22 protein-coding genes are annotated in these 15,836 nt (G+C 61.3%); all 22 read left to right on the forward strand.

Annotated elements, in window-relative coordinates:
- Window positions 1-3 precede the first annotated feature (3 nt).
- The 22 genes from KUV45_RS15790 (at window position 4) to KUV45_RS15895 (ending at window position 15,785) form a co-directional block, all read left to right on the forward strand.
- Window positions 4-207 carry a hypothetical protein gene (locus tag KUV45_RS15790; protein ID WP_222163285.1) on the forward strand — a complete coding sequence of 68 codons (204 nt, stop codon included), beginning with the start codon at window positions 4-6 and terminating at the stop codon, window positions 205-207.
- Window positions 208-314: 107 nt separating this feature from the next.
- Window positions 315-1,343 carry a replication protein gene (locus KUV45_RS15795; protein ID WP_222163286.1) on the forward strand — a complete coding sequence of 343 codons (1,029 nt, stop codon included), beginning with the start codon at window positions 315-317 and terminating at the stop codon, window positions 1,341-1,343.
- A complete protein-coding gene (locus KUV45_RS15800; RefSeq protein WP_224852093.1) occupies window positions 1,343-2,026 on the forward strand; it encodes a DUF6475 domain-containing protein in 684 nt (227 codons plus the stop codon). The genes KUV45_RS15795 and KUV45_RS15800 overlap by 1 nt, the downstream gene beginning before the upstream one ends.
- 185 nt (window positions 2,027-2,211) lie before the next feature.
- On the forward strand, window positions 2,212-2,487 hold the full coding sequence (locus KUV45_RS15805; protein WP_222163288.1) for a hypothetical protein: 276 nt from the start codon (window positions 2,212-2,214) through the stop codon (window positions 2,485-2,487).
- Window positions 2,484-2,780 (forward strand): YdaS family helix-turn-helix protein, encoded by a 297-nt coding sequence (locus KUV45_RS20495; RefSeq protein WP_222163289.1) that lies wholly within the window; start codon window positions 2,484-2,486, stop codon window positions 2,778-2,780. Before KUV45_RS15805 ends, KUV45_RS20495 begins: the two co-directional genes overlap by 4 nt.
- Window positions 2,777-3,040, forward strand: coding sequence for a hypothetical protein (locus tag KUV45_RS15815; RefSeq protein ID WP_222163290.1), 264 nt, complete (start codon window positions 2,777-2,779; stop codon window positions 3,038-3,040). The genes KUV45_RS20495 and KUV45_RS15815 overlap by 4 nt, the downstream gene beginning before the upstream one ends.
- Window positions 3,040-3,549 (forward strand): hypothetical protein, encoded by a 510-nt coding sequence (locus KUV45_RS15820; protein WP_222163291.1) that lies wholly within the window; start codon window positions 3,040-3,042, stop codon window positions 3,547-3,549. Before KUV45_RS15815 ends, KUV45_RS15820 begins: the two co-directional genes overlap by 1 nt.
- Entirely contained in the window at window positions 3,546-3,845 is a 300-nt protein-coding gene (locus KUV45_RS15825; protein WP_224852077.1) for a hypothetical protein, read from the forward strand. Before KUV45_RS15820 ends, KUV45_RS15825 begins: the two co-directional genes overlap by 4 nt.
- Window positions 3,846-3,892: 47 nt before the next feature.
- Window positions 3,893-4,261 carry a hypothetical protein gene (locus tag KUV45_RS15830; RefSeq protein WP_222163292.1) on the forward strand — a complete coding sequence of 123 codons (369 nt, stop codon included), beginning with the start codon at window positions 3,893-3,895 and terminating at the stop codon, window positions 4,259-4,261.
- A 127-nt stretch (window positions 4,262-4,388) separates the two neighbouring features.
- Complete coding sequence (locus KUV45_RS15835; protein ID WP_224852076.1) at window positions 4,389-5,030, forward strand: hypothetical protein; 642 nt, start codon at window positions 4,389-4,391, stop codon at window positions 5,028-5,030.
- A 202-nt stretch (window positions 5,031-5,232) separates the two neighbouring features.
- Window positions 5,233-5,427, forward strand: coding sequence for a hypothetical protein (locus KUV45_RS15840; RefSeq protein ID WP_222163293.1), 195 nt, complete (start codon window positions 5,233-5,235; stop codon window positions 5,425-5,427).
- A 113-nt stretch (window positions 5,428-5,540) separates the two neighbouring features.
- Window positions 5,541-6,092, forward strand: a complete 552-nt coding sequence (locus KUV45_RS15845; protein WP_222163294.1) for a glycoside hydrolase family 104 protein — start codon at window positions 5,541-5,543, stop codon at window positions 6,090-6,092.
- A complete protein-coding gene (locus KUV45_RS15850; RefSeq protein WP_222163295.1) occupies window positions 6,089-6,385 on the forward strand; it encodes a hypothetical protein in 297 nt (98 codons plus the stop codon). The genes KUV45_RS15845 and KUV45_RS15850 overlap by 4 nt, the downstream gene beginning before the upstream one ends.
- A 10-nt stretch (window positions 6,386-6,395) precedes the next feature.
- Window positions 6,396-6,710 carry a phage holin family protein gene (locus tag KUV45_RS15855; RefSeq protein ID WP_222163296.1) on the forward strand — a complete coding sequence of 105 codons (315 nt, stop codon included), beginning with the start codon at window positions 6,396-6,398 and terminating at the stop codon, window positions 6,708-6,710.
- Window positions 6,707-7,114, forward strand: coding sequence for a hypothetical protein (locus tag KUV45_RS15860; protein ID WP_222163297.1), 408 nt, complete (start codon window positions 6,707-6,709; stop codon window positions 7,112-7,114). The genes KUV45_RS15855 and KUV45_RS15860 overlap by 4 nt, the downstream gene beginning before the upstream one ends.
- Window positions 7,115-7,191: 77 nt before the next feature.
- Window positions 7,192-7,698, forward strand: coding sequence for a hypothetical protein (locus KUV45_RS15865; RefSeq protein ID WP_222163298.1), 507 nt, complete (start codon window positions 7,192-7,194; stop codon window positions 7,696-7,698).
- Window positions 7,699-8,622: 924 nt separating this feature from the next.
- On the forward strand, window positions 8,623-9,201 hold the full coding sequence (locus tag KUV45_RS15870) for a hypothetical protein (RefSeq protein ID WP_222163299.1): 579 nt from the start codon (window positions 8,623-8,625) through the stop codon (window positions 9,199-9,201).
- Window positions 9,185-10,795, forward strand: coding sequence for a terminase (locus tag KUV45_RS15875; RefSeq protein WP_224852075.1), 1,611 nt, complete (start codon window positions 9,185-9,187; stop codon window positions 10,793-10,795). Before KUV45_RS15870 ends, KUV45_RS15875 begins: the two co-directional genes overlap by 17 nt.
- Before the next feature lie 19 nt (window positions 10,796-10,814).
- Entirely contained in the window at window positions 10,815-11,258 is a 444-nt protein-coding gene (locus tag KUV45_RS15880) for a hypothetical protein (RefSeq protein WP_222163300.1), read from the forward strand.
- A complete protein-coding gene (locus KUV45_RS15885; protein WP_222163301.1) occupies window positions 11,258-13,558 on the forward strand; it encodes a hypothetical protein in 2,301 nt (766 codons plus the stop codon). Before KUV45_RS15880 ends, KUV45_RS15885 begins: the two co-directional genes overlap by 1 nt.
- A gap of 263 nt (window positions 13,559-13,821) precedes the next feature.
- Window positions 13,822-14,790 (forward strand): hypothetical protein, encoded by a 969-nt coding sequence (locus tag KUV45_RS15890; protein ID WP_222163302.1) that lies wholly within the window; start codon window positions 13,822-13,824, stop codon window positions 14,788-14,790.
- Between the two features lie 53 nt (window positions 14,791-14,843).
- Window positions 14,844-15,785, forward strand: coding sequence for a P22 phage major capsid protein family protein (locus KUV45_RS15895; protein WP_222163303.1), 942 nt, complete (start codon window positions 14,844-14,846; stop codon window positions 15,783-15,785).
- Window positions 15,786-15,836 lie beyond the last annotated feature (51 nt).

Below are 15,836 nucleotides of genomic sequence, written 5' to 3' on the forward strand. Positions count from 1 at the left end.
GCGATGATCAGTCGCGATTCATTGACGCGGGTGTTTGAACGTATGTCGCCCGAGTCTCAGAAGGCTGCCCAGTCCGAGGCAGCTGCTCGGCGCATGAGCGTAGAGGATGTAGTGCTTGAGGCTTGCTTAAACGACGTTCAAGGGCAGCTATACGCCCTTCGGCGTCGGGTGCCTGAGCTCATGGTGATGGAGGGTGGCCGCGCGTAAATCCGGCCATCGATACATGAGGCCCCAGTAGGCCTAAGACCAGACGCAAAAAAGCCCGGAAGGCGACCAAACCAATCCCGGGCTTTTCCAACAAGGCAAGGTGCATTATGACCGATACAGCAGAGATTATCCAGTTCCCCGACCGTCGTGATGACGGCCAATCGCCAGGCCCTGATAGGGCTGGCAGGAGTCCGCAAGTGGAGGATGGGTTTGTTCGCATCGCCAACGAGCTGCATCAGGCGCTTGCCCGGTCGAGAATGACGGGAAATGAGCGTGCCGTCGTTGATGCCGTCATTCGCCTGACCTACGGGTATCAGAAGAAAGAAGCTCGGATCACTGGGGAAACGTTTGCCAAATGGACAGGCCTGGACAGCAGTGACTGCGGGTCTATCGTTGCCGAGCTCGTTCGTCGACACATCTTGGTTAGGGCCGGCAGTCGCTCTCCGATCAGCCTGAACAAAGACTACAGCCAGTGGGAGAAGCCCCGAGGGGCGCAGCGTCGAGTCAAGAGGAAGGGTATCGAGTCGGGTGAAAACCGCCCTTCTCGGGAATCCGAGGAAGAAACGCCCCAGTTGGGTGATAACCACCCCACTCAGTCGGGTGATAACCGCCCGACATATAAAGACAGTAAAGACATACCCCCTCTCCCTTCGGTCGAGGGGGAAGGAACGCCGGACGAGCCCAACCTGAATTCCGATCCGGTCGGACCGCAGCCGGAGACGACTCACCAGAAGCCAAAAACTCAGCCGAGCAGGCTCGACCTGAGCAACCTGCCCGCCGCGGTATCTGTCGAGGCCGTCCAGGGTTTCATCGAGCACCGCAAGGCGCTCAAGAAACCGCTGACCCAGCGCGCACTGAACCTGAACGTCAACGAAGCCGTTCGAGCCGCAGAAATTATCCCCGGCCTGACGGCTGACCAAGCACTGGACGAGGCTGTGCTCGCTGGATGGCAGGGAGTCAAGGCTGACTGGCTGGCTCGCCGTTTCAGCACCCAGCAGCGCCCAGGGAACGGGATGAATCCAGCGCAGCGACTTCATGCTGCCAACCAGCAGGCCATTCGTGAAGCCGTAGCACGCCGTCAGGCCAACCCCGGTGACATGAGCGACCTGCTTGACGCAGAGGGAGGGCACTGGTGATGACTGAACAAGACTTTGAGGCATTCGCTGAGGTGTGGAGCCAGGCGCAGGAGATCTACAACCGCAGCGTCACGCCGGGAACCATCGAACTGGTGTTCCGCGCCCTCGAGCAACTCGATCTGAATGAGATTCGACGGGCCCTGACACTTCACATCCAGAGCCCAGACACAGGGCAATTTCCGCCAAAGCCCGGTGATGTCATTAAGTTCGCCCGGGGCGACAGTCAGAGCCGCACCCTGCAAGCCTGGGCCAAGGTCGAGCGGGCTATTCGCAGCGTTGGCCACTACCGGGACGTCGTCTTCGATGATCCTCTGATTCACGCCGCCATCGAGCGCATTGGAGGCTGGACCAAGGTGGCAATGATCGAAAGCGAAAAAGACATGGTATGGCTTCGCCAGCGCTTTGAGGCGCAGTACCGCGCCTATGCCGTGCACCGCCCCGATTCCTGGCCCGCGTTCCTGGCCGGCGCCGCTACCCTGCAGAACACGCTGATCGGACAACACACTCGGGGCAGCCTCCCAGGGAAAGACATCGCCGTCATCGGCAACCAACAGCGCGCATTGCGAGTCATGGAGGGAGGCCGCCAGGGTGTCGCCAACGGCACGAAGGTTCAAAGGATTACGACCAACAGTCTGGCTGGCGTGATCGAACACATGAAGAGAAAAGACCAGGGGGCTGCATAGGGATGAGAGTTTCAGCGGAAAAGCAGTTGCCAGGTGTGAGCCGCCGAGAGTCGTTTTGGTCCCGAGAGGCGCTCGACTTCCTGTCCACGCACTACGGTATGGAAGGCTGGCCAGTATCTAGGATCCGCAACGAACTCCCTGGCCTCCCTAAGACAGACCGAGCTATCCGCTCGAAAGCCGCCTACTTGGGCATCACCAAGGACCGCAAGTCAGGACGGCAGGCCCATCGGCAGCACATGATCGACGACATCATTGACATGATGCTGCTGGACAGCACACAGCGCGAGATCGCCGAGGAGCTCTCACGGCAGTACGAGACCAGGGTCCACCCGGACTGGGTCTCCAGGGTCATGCGCAAGGAGATCAATCCGTCATCGTATTTCGCCTGGCGTCAGCGCCAGATGGATCGCAACTCTCGTTGCATGAAGCGGACTCTCTTTCTCAGAAAGGTCGCCCAATGAAGATTACAGACTACGAGCGAGGCAGCCGCTCGACGCGCCACTTTTTCTCACCTGAACCAGGTCAAGAACTGCGAGGGCCTGCCGCTGCTTCCAAAAGGTACACGGCTGACGAGATTCATCGCCGGAAAGTCCTTAGCGAGAAGGCCTGCGAGATCACTGGATCTCGGCATGCGCTTGCAGAGACGCTCGGTGTAGCGAAAAGCACGGTAGACGCCTGGATCTCTGGTTACGGAGTCGTTCCAAACAAACGTCTTCCTACTCTGCAGCAGCTCATAGCCGAGGGTTGCTCGTGAACAACATGGCCGACGAGGCCGGTCTGCGAGACCACGAGAGCAAGATCCTGGCCGCCCTTTGCTGGTTCGGCCCGATGACTCGGCACCGGATCACCGAGATCACGGGTATCAAGCTACCCAGCGTGTACTGCCGATGCTGGGAGCTTTCGCGCGTCGGCCACATTCGCCTGGTAGGTCGTGAACTCCTGGGTAAAGGACGTACTCGAGGCATCATCGACGGCGTTCCAGACATGATCGATCAGATGAGGGGCAAGGCCTGATGGCAGCCAAGGCAAAGCGACAGCCGGTCTACCTGACCGTCAAGAAGCTGATCGACCCCGCCACTGGCGAGACCATCGCCGCCATGGTGCCGGCGTCCGCCGCCGACAGGTCGATCCTCCGAGAACGCAGGATTCGCGTGGGCCAGCAGCTGCGCAGCGATCTGACCAAGCCCAGGAATGACGGTTTCCACCGCCTAGTGCATGCCCTGGGCACGCTGGTGCGCGAGAACATCGACGGCTACCGCGACTGCACCGCCCACGAGGCGATCAAGCAGCTGCAGATGAATAGCGGCCACGGCTGCAACGAGACACGCACCCCAGTGCCAGGCATGGGAGAACTCGTCAGCCGTCAGCCAAAGTCGATCGCTTACGATTGCATGGACCAGGCCGAATTCTACCAGCTAGCCCGCAACCTCTGCCGGTACATCGCTGAGACCTACTGGCCGCAATGCACGCCGGAGCAGGTCGAGCGGATGGTGGACCTGATGCCCCAGGAGGAGACCGCATGATGCTCCGCCCTCGCCTGCAGCCCTTCCGCTCTGCGGACTGGCTGTCAGCCGTCCACACCATCGAAAACTGTGTACGCTGCGGCGCGCACGGTATCCAAGCAGCCCACCGCAACCAGGGCAAGGGAACCAGTATGAAAGCCAGCGACTGCCTCGTCGCTGCACTCTGCCCGACCTGCCACCACGCCATCGACAACGGCCAGCACATGACGCTCGCCGAACGTCGCGAAGAGATGGACACCGCCATCCTGGCCACCATCGAAGAGCTCGCCATCAATGGAAGGATCGGAGCGCAATGACTTGCAAAGCGACTGAAGGCTCACGGCGAGTTACAGGAGGTGACCCATTGATCACCCTGTTCATCCCCTTCATGGGGCCCAGCACAAACGACATCTATGCTGGCAAGCACTGGCGCCACCGAAAGGCCGACAAAGACTCGGCCAGGCTCTACGTCGCCAATGCTGTCCAACGCGCCGGCTTGGGTGCCCTCAAGAAGCGAGTCAGCCTGGTGTTCCGTCCTCAGCACGACAAGCACTCATCAATCCGTGACACCGGGAACTACTCCTACACCGCCAAGCTGATCGAGGACGGTCTGGTGTGTGCCGGTGTCCTGGAGGACGACAAGCCGCAATTCGTTGCCGACTTCTGCATCAAGCCTGCCATCCATCAGCCAGGTGGCCCCAACGGCGTCACCGTGGAGATCGTGTCGGTATGAGTGACAAGCACAACAACAATCCCCAGGACTCTCGATACGTGAACAAGCCGAGGAACCGATAGGGAAGTCATCGGCATCGTCTGAAGATAATAAATCGAGACAAATTGCAACACTTTCGGAGCGACTCATGAGATACGCCACCGCCAGGCAGATGGTGTTCGACGCATACCGTACAAGCCGTGGATCCGTGATCGCTGCCGCCATTGATCGCGCAAGGATAGGAGCCGAGATCCAGGAGACTGCGAGGGACCAAAGCTGGTGCATCGTCCATGGCTTGGAGGCCGGTGCTGTGATCAGTCGCGTTGAGGCGCTGTCACCCCATCTGCGCGACTTGGTGCTGGTGTGCTTCGGTCCCTACACCCATGACGAGCTGACAGATCGACGGGAAACGGTCGCCCTGGCGTTGTATCGCGCATTCCTCCTGACAGGTAGACGCCTACCAGGGCAAGGCAAGAGTGGCCCTACTGCAGCTGCCGTGGTCGAGCAATTGAGGGCGCTATGCCAGGCAGCGCTCTACCACCACAGCCAAACGACCTGGCCTTACCGTCGGCAAGGCCTGTCGACGCCCCAGGCTGTTCGCCGGTGGATGTGGGAGGAATGCGGAGTCAATCTTGAGGGGCGCTGGAGCAACGCCGGCAGGGTCGATTGGGACTCGGTGTGGGCCTGGCTGCGCACCAGGCTCGATGACTGGGAGGCTTCTGGCCTGGCTCCTGTTTCGGCACTGACGAGGCGTCAGACACAAAAACAACTTGCGGGTGCCGGGTCGTGACTGCGCGGGATACCATGCTCAAGGACCTGGTTGAGAAGTTGCCAACTGTGCAGGAATCTTCTACGATCTCCCCATGATCGACCACTGCGCCCTGACATTTATGTCGGGGCGTTTTTTGTGAGACCTCGCGACCAAGTATCGATTGTCCTGAATGGCGTGCAAGTGCATCCATTCCAACAATCTGTGATCTGATGGAGATATGGTGAAAAAGGTTATTGCTATGGCAGGCAAGGCCGATGGCCAATTCCCACGCTCTGCCTACGTCCAGAATGATCCCAAAGTTGGCGACACGCTGCCCTTTTTTGGTGAGCCAATGATCATCAGAGAGGTAATAAGCACGCCACACATTGCTGAGTACGATTTCATCGTGTCGCTTTCCCGGCGTCATGAGTCGTGACCAGATGAAGCTATCTTTCCGAGGCCTTGCCGGCTAAAAACGTCGGAGCTTTACCTTGACCGGGACGCCCGGCGCTCCTCTTCTCTCACGCCGTGACGGCGCTGGAGGTCACCATGCCCCGCATTTTCCCCGACCAGGCGGGAGGACTAAACGTCTGCGCCTTCCTGGATATGCTGGCTGTGTCCGAGATAGGCGAAGCCATGCTCGCCATGTCTGACGACGGCTATGACGTCCTGGTCGGTTCCCTGCCGAGCCGGATGTCCCTGTTCGACGACTACACCACGCACCCGCTGCCCCGCGGTCATGCCGTGGAGTATCGGTCAGGCCTGTGGTCAACCGCTGCCGGCCGATACCAGATCCTCTCCCGCTACTGGCCCCACTACCGTGACCAGCTCCGCCTACCCGACTTCGGGCCCGAGAGCCAGGACCGCTACGCCATCCAGCAGGTCAAGGAGCAGCGCGCCCTGCTCCTCGTCCAGGCTGGCGAGTTCACCCAGGCGGTAGACCGCTGCCGCAATATCTGGGCATCACTCCCTGGTGCCGGCTATGGCCAGCACGAGAACTCGATGGAGAAGCTGGCCCGCGCCTACGTCCAGGCTGGGGGCACCTTTGCCCGCGATGACGCCACCTGGTACGACCGCGTGGTCAAGGAGTCCGCTGTATGAGCGAGGTGCTGGCAGAGATTCTCGGTGGGGCCCACATCCCGCTGGGCGCCTATATCGTCTACCGGTGTGTCATTGCGCTGAGAAGCATAAAGGACGCGAGCGCCAGGTTTGCGGTCGAACTGGTGCTGGGCATCTGCGCCGCATTGATCGCGCTACGGCTGACCGATTACACCATGCCCCTCGAGGGCGATGCTCGATTCGCCGTGTGGCGGGCATTGGTCTCGCTGACCATGCTTTCGTTCCTCCCCCTCATCAACGCTCTGGCGAGGTCAGATCGGCGATCTGCGAGCTGAGAGGTGCGCCATGCCAGACCTGCTTCTGACGGCCTGGCTGTCCTTTCGGGAGTTCACAGCAGAGCCTCCCGTTAGTGCCGCGATTGCCGCAATGACCATGGCGGGACTGAAGATCCTCGGGTCTCTCCCTCCGCGACCGCCACGCAAATGGCTCGAGATTCCCATGGTGGGCCTCGCCAGCTACGGCATGGTGCCGATTTCCATCACCCTTGGTGCCGACCCGTCCTGGGCCGCCGGCATAGGCGCCGGCATTGGGTACGTCGGCATGGTGAAGCTGGAGACACGAATCGACCGCCTTCTGGGCGTCAAGGGTGACAAGAAATGACGCAGAGCGAGTACAAGGCGCTGAACGCGCAGATCCGGCGATACAGGCGCCTCTACCGTGGTTTTCTTTGGTCGTTCTGCCTGGCCGCCGCCTTCGGCGTCGCGCAGACGTTTGACAAGGCCGCGATCCGGGAGGAATACGCCGACACGGTGACCGCCTACCGGGCAGCTGTGTATGGGCTTACCTACGCCCTCTCCGAGGAACAGGCCAAGGCTGGCAGCTTCGAGGCCGAGGCAATCGACAAGAGCGAGGCGCTCGACGACGAGAAGGGCCATGCCTGGAATCTTCGTCGCCGGGTGGCACAGCTTGAGCAGGAGCTGCAGCAGTGTCGGGCGACCCAGGAGATGGTCACCAGCCCGGACTGGACCGGTAGCGCCGCCATCATCTTGGAGAACAACCAATGAAATGGAACGACGTAGGTGGCTTCCTATCAGAAATCGCCCCGAGCGTGGGCCAGGCGCTCAAGGAGGCTGCGCCGGGAATGGCCCAGGTCGCAGGCGCCGCGGCAGGTAATGCTGTTGTGCCTGGTGCTGGTGCTATGGTCGGCGCTGCTTTGGGTAAGCGCGTCGCTGACGCGCTGGGTACTGAGGCCACGCCGCAGGCGGTAATGAATCAGGTACAGGCTGACCCCGAAGCAGCAAAGACAAGGCTGCGAGAGCTCGACATCGAACTAACGCGCCTCTACCTGAACGACCGACAGGACGCCCGAGCGATGCAGGTCGCCACTCTCCAGGCTGACAACGCCGGCTGGCTGGCCCGCAATTTTGTGTACCTGCTCGGCACCTTGGTGATTGTCGCAGTGTTCGCCTACATCGGCGCGGTGACTTTCGTGGAACTGACACCTACTGGTGAGCGGTATGCCGATATTGCGGTAACTGGTATCGCAGCAGGCCTGGTCAGCAGTGTGATGGGCTTCTTCCTCGGCAGCCGGCAGCGGCAAGAGAGCCGAGCGCCCCGCACGTTCATGGACGCGGTCAAGACGAGGTAAGTTCGAACAGCAGTCAGTCAGAATCGCAATCGCGATTACGCTTCTCAGCTTCTCGCTCAGCTGCCTCGCAGTCGTGGTGAGAAGCAATCACGTCATCGTCAAGTTGTGTATCTACCACCTGCCAATAGTCGATCTTTTTACTATCGGGATCAGTGAGAACTGAGCGCACCTGATATCGGGCGGGCATTTTGAAGCCTCCTCGCAACCAAATGGAAAACACTTAGGATAGCTCAGGGGCAGACTGCAGATTGAAGGACAAAGCGGCTGCTTCAGCGCGAGCATCCTCCTCATACGCATGACGCGACACTACCTCCCTACTCTCCTCGTTAAAATGCCAAGTAAACTTGACCACAGCCCACCGCAGCTGACGGCGCTTGGGGGTCAGATAGCTCTCGACCACGTACTTGTTCACCTCAGCTACTCCTGATAGTTGACTGTAGCGAATGCAGGATATTCTTGGTGGGACATGGGGGCAACAGGCCAATCATCGGTTTATCAACGGTTGTGCTTTGGTTTCGCTACTCATGCGCCGAGGCTCAAGCCAATTCATCAAGTAGCCGGGCTGACCTAAACGTGCTCCAGCATCGGCGTTGGCAGGCAATCCGTGAACGACTGACCTATCCACCCAAGCGCACCTGCTGGCTACTTTTCCTCAAAAGCCGGGCAGATTATTGCCTGCGATGAAAGGCAGGTCAGAGTGCCCGTCGAGACCACAGCGATGTCGGTATAATTCAGATGTCGCGGCATAGAGCAGCCAAGATTCTGCCGCCGTAAGGCATTCGGAGATAATTGTTGGCTCCGCATGCAGCAACGGTAAGCGGCAGGGCCACGTCGAGAGACGCCGCCCGATCCCCGCCCGGCTCGTCGTGAGACGCCCGGGCACCTTTTTATGGAGGCGCTGCCCGTGAGGGCACCGCAACGCATATGACACGACAGCGATACGACTGGGAGGCGATCGAACGCGAATATCGCACCGGTCGCTTGTCTCTCCAGGAACTCTCCCGCCGATACGGTCCACACCCCTCGACCATCAGTGCGCGCGCCAAGAAGCGCAACTGGGCCCAGGATTTGACCGAAAAAGTCCGCCAGCGCACCCGGGAGAAAATCTCCCGCCGCATGGACGATGCCCACCTGGATGGCCTGGACCCCTCCAGCGACGAGGCCATTGTCGAGCTTGCAGCACAGGAGAACGCCGGTGTCGTGCAAAACCACCGCGCCCGACTGCAGCGCTGGCGTGACCTCGAGGAACGTTATGCCGCCCTGCTCGGCAACCAGATGGTGGCCGACAAGGTTACCACCCTCGACCGCAACGGCAACCTGGTAGAGATCGACCAGCCTCTGGAGTACTTCGGCAAGGCCATGGGCCACGGCACCCAGGCCCTGGATCGCCTACTGAAGCACGAGCGCTTGGCCTACGGACTCGATGACGACAATGACGACGAAGAGCAGACGTTCGAGCAGATGATGCGAAGCGTGGCGCCTGCGGATGATGACCAGGACTGATCGCGAGAAAGAGGTCAAGCGCGCCGCAGCCTATCTCCGGGCGCACGCCAAAGGACGGCTGACCGATCCTGAGGATCTACGCGAGGCCATGTCCCTGAAATGGTTCCGCCTGGCGTCGCTGTATCACATCAAGGACAAGAAAGGTCGCAAGGTCAGATTCCGCCCGAACCACGCCCAGCGTGAGCGGTACATCAACGACCACGTCCTCAACATCATCCTCAAGGCTCGTCAGCTTGGCTTCACGACCTTCGAGATGATCGACGCCCTGGACGACTGCCTGTTCCGTGACAATTTCAGCGCTGGCTGTATTTGCCACAAGCTGGATGACGCCCAGGACATCTTCCAGAACAAGATCGTTTTTGCCTTCGAGAACATCGACCCGTCATGGCGCCAGATCTGCAAGCAAGCCCTTGGCTTCGCGATCCCCAGGGCAAAGAGCGACAAAAGCGGTTCAGGCAGCTACACGTTCACCAACGGATCGAGCATCAAGGTCTCGACCTCCTACCGTGGCGGCACCCTGCAGCGCCTGCACGTCTCCGAGTTCGGGAAAATCTGCAAGCAGTTCCCGCACAAGGCACAGGAAATCGTCACCGGTGCCTTCGAGGCGGTGGGCCTTGGCAACGTCATCACCCTGGAGTCAACCGCCGAGGGGCGCGAGGGATACTTCTTCGACTACTGCCAGTCCGCACGCAACCTGCAGGACGAGCGTCGCCCACTGACCGAGCTCGACTTCCAGTTCCACTTCTTCCCCTGGTGGGGCGAGCTCAGCTACACCATGGACCCGGAGGGGGTGTCGATCCCCCAGCGGCTGCGCGAGTACTTCGAGGATCTCGAGCACAAACACGGGATCCCGACCACCGCTGGCCAGCAGGCCTGGTACGCCAAGAAGGCGGAGAAGCTTCAGGACGACATGCAGCGGGAGTACCCGTCCACACCGGACGAGGCATTCGCTCAGTCGATCGAGGGCGCCTACTACGCCACCCAGATGCGCGACGCGCGCAAGGGCAAGCGCATCACCAGCCAGGTCCACGTCAACCCGAGCCTACCGGTCTATACCGCTTGGGATCTGGGCATGAACGACACGATGTGCATCTGGTTCGCTCAGGTCGTCGGCCGGGAGGTCCACCTGGTGGACTACCTCGAGAGCGAGGGGGAAGGCATCGAGTACTACGCCGACATCCTGAACAAGAAGGGCTACCGGTATGGTGGCCACTTTGGTCCCCACGACCTAGCAGTCCGAGAGCTAGGCACCGGCATGAGCCGTGCCGACAAGGCCAAGGAGTTCGGCATCCGCTTCGAGATCGTGAGCAGGATCTCCAACCAGGCCGAGGGCATCCAGGCCGTGCGCAACTTCCTGCCGATGTGCTGGTTCGACGAGGAGGCGTGCGAGCAAGGGGTCAAATGCCTGGATAATTACCGCAAGGAATGGGACGAAAAGCGCGGCGTCTACAAGGACAGGCCACGACACGACTGGGCCTCTCACGGCGCCAAAGCCTTCGAGACGCTGGCACGCGCCCCGTTGTTCAAGCTCACGCAACTGCCGGCCAGCCGCCCCGCCCGCCGAGAGCGCGGTGGCTGGGGCGCCCACACATAACATCCTGCCGGGAGGCACCATGCAACCACAGCAGCACACCCAGCGAGATGTCGCCCGAGCAGGGCGCACCGTCTATCGCCTGACAGGCATGAGCCACGATCAGGTGGTGGCGACGATGCGCGACTACGGTCGGCAGATTGCCGAGGAGCTCACCCGCCATGGCATCCCGGTGCCATCGAAGCGTCACCGCCCGGACGTCGGCCATGTCCAGATCGACACCATCGTGATCCAGGAGAAGGTTTCCCATCCCGAGCCGGGCATCCGCATCGCCTTCGACGTGGAGGGCGATCTTGGCGTCACCTTCACTGTAAAACTACTCGAACTCCTTGAAGATCCGGCGGAATATCTTCGCAGCCTGTTCAACCAGCTTGGGCCGATGCGTCGCAACATGATGCGGCGTCGTCGCGACCGGAAGGCTTTAGACGCGGCCTTCTACAAAGCGCTGACTCAGGGGGCTAACTGATGGCAGGCCTAGGCCTTCTTCACTACCAGTCAGCCTCTGATCTGCGACAGCAGGAGATTGAGGCCGAGATGCAGGAGCAGGAGGAGCGTCGACGCATGCTCGTCGAGAGCTCCTTGGCCTCGCATATCCGCCGCTCGTGGGAGGACGCCAAGACCGCTAGGCGCGACATCGACTACCGCCTTCTGGATTGCCTCCGCCGTCGCAAAGGGGTCTACGATCCGAGCAAGCTGGCCAACATCCGCAAGGAAGGCGGCTCCGAGATTTATATGATGCTGACGGCCACCAAGTGCCGCGCAGCCGCTGCCTGGATCCGTGACATTCTGATGCCGGTGAACGAGAAGCCCTGGGGGCTCTCGCCGACGCCGGTGGCCGAGGTTCCTGATGCCTACCTCAAGCCGATGATCGGCCAGATCCGCCAGCAGGCCCTCGAGCTCCAGCAGCAGGGCCAGCAGGTGGACATGAGCCAGCTCATGGAGCAGGCGAAGGAGCAAATCCGTCAGGCCGCCCAAGAGGCCGCCGAGAAGGCCGCAGAACGCCATGAGGTGGTGGTTGACGACCAGCTTGCCGAGGGCGGCTGGGACGAGGCCTTAGAGGCCTTTATCGACGACTTCGTCACCTTCCCCTCCGCGTTCATCCGGGGTCCGGTGCTGGTCCGCAAGCCCACACTCGCATGGCGTGAAGGCTGGCAGCCCATCAAGGTCAGCGAGATCCTGCCCCAGTTCGTCCGGGTCTCCCCGTTCGACATCTACCCTTCCCCGGACTCGACCACCACCCAGGATGGCGCCTACCTGATCGAGCGCGCCAGGTTTACCCGGGGTCAGCTCAACGAGATGCTGGGAGTGGCTGGCTACAGTGACGACAGTATCCGCACCGTGCTCCGCGAGTATGGCCAGGGCGGCCTGCGCGACTGGATCTGGAACGACGGCGAGCGTGAGGAGCTCGAGGGCAAAGAGCACCAGTGGAGCAACCCCGGTGGCACGATCGACGGCTTGATCTACTACGGTGGCGCCCAGGGCACCACCCTGCTGCAGTGGGGCGTCAACCCTGACGACGTCCCCGACCCGTTGGCCGAGTACGAGGTCGAGGCGATCCTGATCGGCAACTACGTGATCCGAGCCAAGATCAACCGCGACCCGCTGGAGCGCCGCCCGATCAACGGAGCCTCGTTCCAGGGCGTCCCTGGCTCATTCTGGGGCACCGCTATCCCCGAGCTAATGGCCGACGTGCAGGACGTCTGTAACGCCACTGCGCGAGGCCTGGTGAACAACCTGGCGATCTCCTCAGGGCCCCAGGTCGAGGTCTACGAGGACCGCCTGGAGGCGACCGAAGACCCGACCGACATCTACCCATGGAAGGTCTGGCGCACCAAGGAAGGCGCCCTGGCGAGCAACAACCCCGCCATCCGCTTCTTCCAGCCGAACTCGAACGCCGGCGAACTGCTGTCCGTCTACGACAATTTCGAGCGCAAGGCCGACGACGCCACCAACATCCCGCGCTACATCTACGGCAACGAGGGTGTGGGTGGTGCCGGCGAGACCGCCAGCGGCCTGTCCATGCTGATGGAGTCGGCCAACAAGGGCATCAAGGATGCCATCCGCCACATCGATCGTGGCGTGATCCGCATGGCCATCGAAGCGCTCTGGCTGCACAACATGCAGTACAGCAAAGACAACTCGATCAAGGGCGACGCCTCCGTGGTGGCGCGCGGATCTAGCGCAATGCTGATGCGCGAGCAGACCAACCAGCTGCGCAGTCAGTTCCTACAGCTCACCGGCAACGAGCTCGACATGAGCATCCTCGGTCGGGAGGCTCGCCGCCGGCTACTGGACACCATTGCCGAGCGCCTGGATATGCCGGGCATCGTCCCCACCAAGGAAGAGATGGAGAGCCAGGCCGCCCAGCAGGCCGAACAGGCCAAGGTGCAGCAGCAGCTGTCCTTGGCCAAGCTCCAGGCGGAGATCGCAGAGCGCCAGGGCAAGGCTCAGAAGTACGGGGCCGACGTGGCAAAGACTCAGGCCGACGCCCAGCACACCCAGGCGGAGACCGCGCAGACCCAGTCGGACACCCAGATCAGCCAGGCGATGGCACCCCTCGAGGCGCAGAAGCTGCTGATGGAGATCATGTCCCTGCTGAACCACGCACAAGGAGCAACCAATGGCACTGGACGAGCGCAGATGGAAGGCCATGGCGCGCCTGGCGTCCTCCCCAGAGGGCAAGGAGCTGCGGGCGTACCTGGAGGAGCGCCTGGAGGAGTGCCGCGATTCCCTGGAGCAGATACCCGAGGGCTCGGAAATATCTAAGGCCCAGGGCCGGGCCAAAGAGCTCCGGCACCTGATCGAGAAGCTCGACCGGTCCGCCGAGGTGATTAGGACTCGATACAATTGACGCGTGGCCGGGGGTGACCCGGCCCCACCGCAAAGGTCTCTGACTCACCCAGTGACCTTTGTCGTGGGAAGCGCTCTCCGCTGCACTGCAGGCAGAGGGAGAACCCGCAACCCAGATCGTGAACCCCGGCGATAGTCCGGCTCACACGTCGCGCCGTGAGGCGCCACAGGAGCAGAAGATGTCCCTACCCAAGAGTGTTCAACGCCAAGCCGCCGCTGCTGCTGACCACTACAAGCCGAAGCAGGAAGACCGTCCTGAGGACGACTCCCGCGAGGACGTAGAGGCCAAGGAGCAATCCGGCAAGCCTGACGCTGAGCAACAGGCAGCCGCCGAGAAGCAATCCTCCCCCACCAAGCAGGAAGCCCCCCCGAAGGACGAGACGCCCCGCGACCAGGACGCTGCGTACTGGAAGCACCGGCATGACGTCATCCAGGGCAAGTACAACCGCGAGGTGCCGGAGCTACATCAGAAGGTGCGCGCGCTGGAGAAACAGCTCTCCGACAAGGACACCGAGCTCGCCACAGCGAAACAGGCCGGACCAGAGCCGACCGATGGTAACGGCAACCTGGACCTGAACCGCCTTCGCGAGACCTACGGTGACGAGATGGTCGACGACCTGGTGGCCCTCATCCAGAGTCAGGCAGGCAGCACTACAGCGAAGACTCCTGAAGAGCTCGAGCAGCTCAACCAGCGGCTCTCCTCCATCGAGGAAGACCGCCAGGTGGATGCTCAGGCCCGCTTCTGGACTGATCTGCAGCGACTGGTGCCCGACTTCAAGCAGGTGAACCAGGAGCCCGGCTTCCACAGCTTCCTGGCGGGCTTCGACCCTCAGACCGGCGAGCAGTACCAGCAGAGCCTGTCGTCTGCGCAAAAGCGCAATGACGCCTATGGGGTGGCGGAAGTTTTCAAGCTCTACAAAGAGCGATCTGGCAAGACCAAGCAGCGCGAGATCCCGGATGACGAGGTAACCCCTCACTCCACCCGTACCACCGATGCACCGCAGGGAAGTGGGCAGAAGCAGTGGACGCGGGCAGAGATCCGGCAGTTCTACCGTGACAAGACGTCCGGTCGCGTGAAAGGCAAGAAAGCCGAGGAGCTCGAAGCCGACATTTTCGCCGCACAGGCGGAAGGCCGGGTTACCGGCTAACCCCTGGCGGTTTCCGATTCCTCGCCGTGAGGCGACAAAAAAGGTAATTCACCATGGCAGGCCCGACTCGTGGTGCTCAGCACCCTGACTACTCCAGCTCTTCCTCCGCGGGTTTTATCCCGGAGGTATGGTCTGGAAAGATGATCGAAAAGCTGTACCAGCGCACCGTGTTCGCTGAAATCTCCAACACCGACTACGAGGGGGAGATCAAGAACAAGGGTGACACCGTACAGATCCGTACCACCCCCTCCATCACCATCAACGACTATGAGATCGGTGGCGGCCTCACCTACGAGAAGCCGACCAGCGACAAGGTCGAGCTGCAGATTGATCGTGGCAAGTACTTCGCCTTCGAGGTGAATGACGTTGACGAGTATCAGTCTGACATCAAGCTGATGGACGATTGGTCCGACGATGCTGGCCAACAGATGAAGATCGCCATCGACAAGGTGATCCTCGGTGAAGTCTATGCTGATGCCGCCGCTGAGAACGCCGGCGCCACTGCTGGTGCCGAGTCTGGTGGCTACAACATGGGCGAAGCCGGCGCGCCGGTGGCTGTCGACAAGACCAACATCCTCGACGTGATCGTGGACTGCGGTTCAGTGCTCGACGAGCAGAACGTGCCGGACGAGAACCGTTATATCGTCCTGCCGGCCTGGGCCAACGGCATGCTGAAGAAGTCCGATCTCCGTGATGCCAGCGCCATGGGCGACGACACCTCGGTATACCGCAACGGCAAGGTGGGCATGCTGGACCGCTTCATGGTCTACGTCAGCAACAACGCCTCCAAGGTCGTTGATGGCACCACCGGTCGCCAGGCCACCAACATCATCTTCGGCCACAAGAAGGCCCTGACCTTCGCCTCCCAGATGACCAAGATGGAGAACCTGCTCAACCCCAGCGACTTCGGCCAGCTGGTCCGTGGCCTGAACGTGTTCGGCTTCGAGGTCATCGACCCGGACGCATTCGGTCATCTCTACGCCGAAAAGGCGTAAGACCAACGCCGCCCTTCCTCTGAGGGGGCGGCGCTTTTCCATCCCATGACA

The organism is Halomonas sp. DP3Y7-2 (assembly GCF_019800795.1).
GTDB classification, from domain to species: domain Bacteria; phylum Pseudomonadota; class Gammaproteobacteria; order Pseudomonadales; family Halomonadaceae; genus Halomonas; species Halomonas litopenaei_A.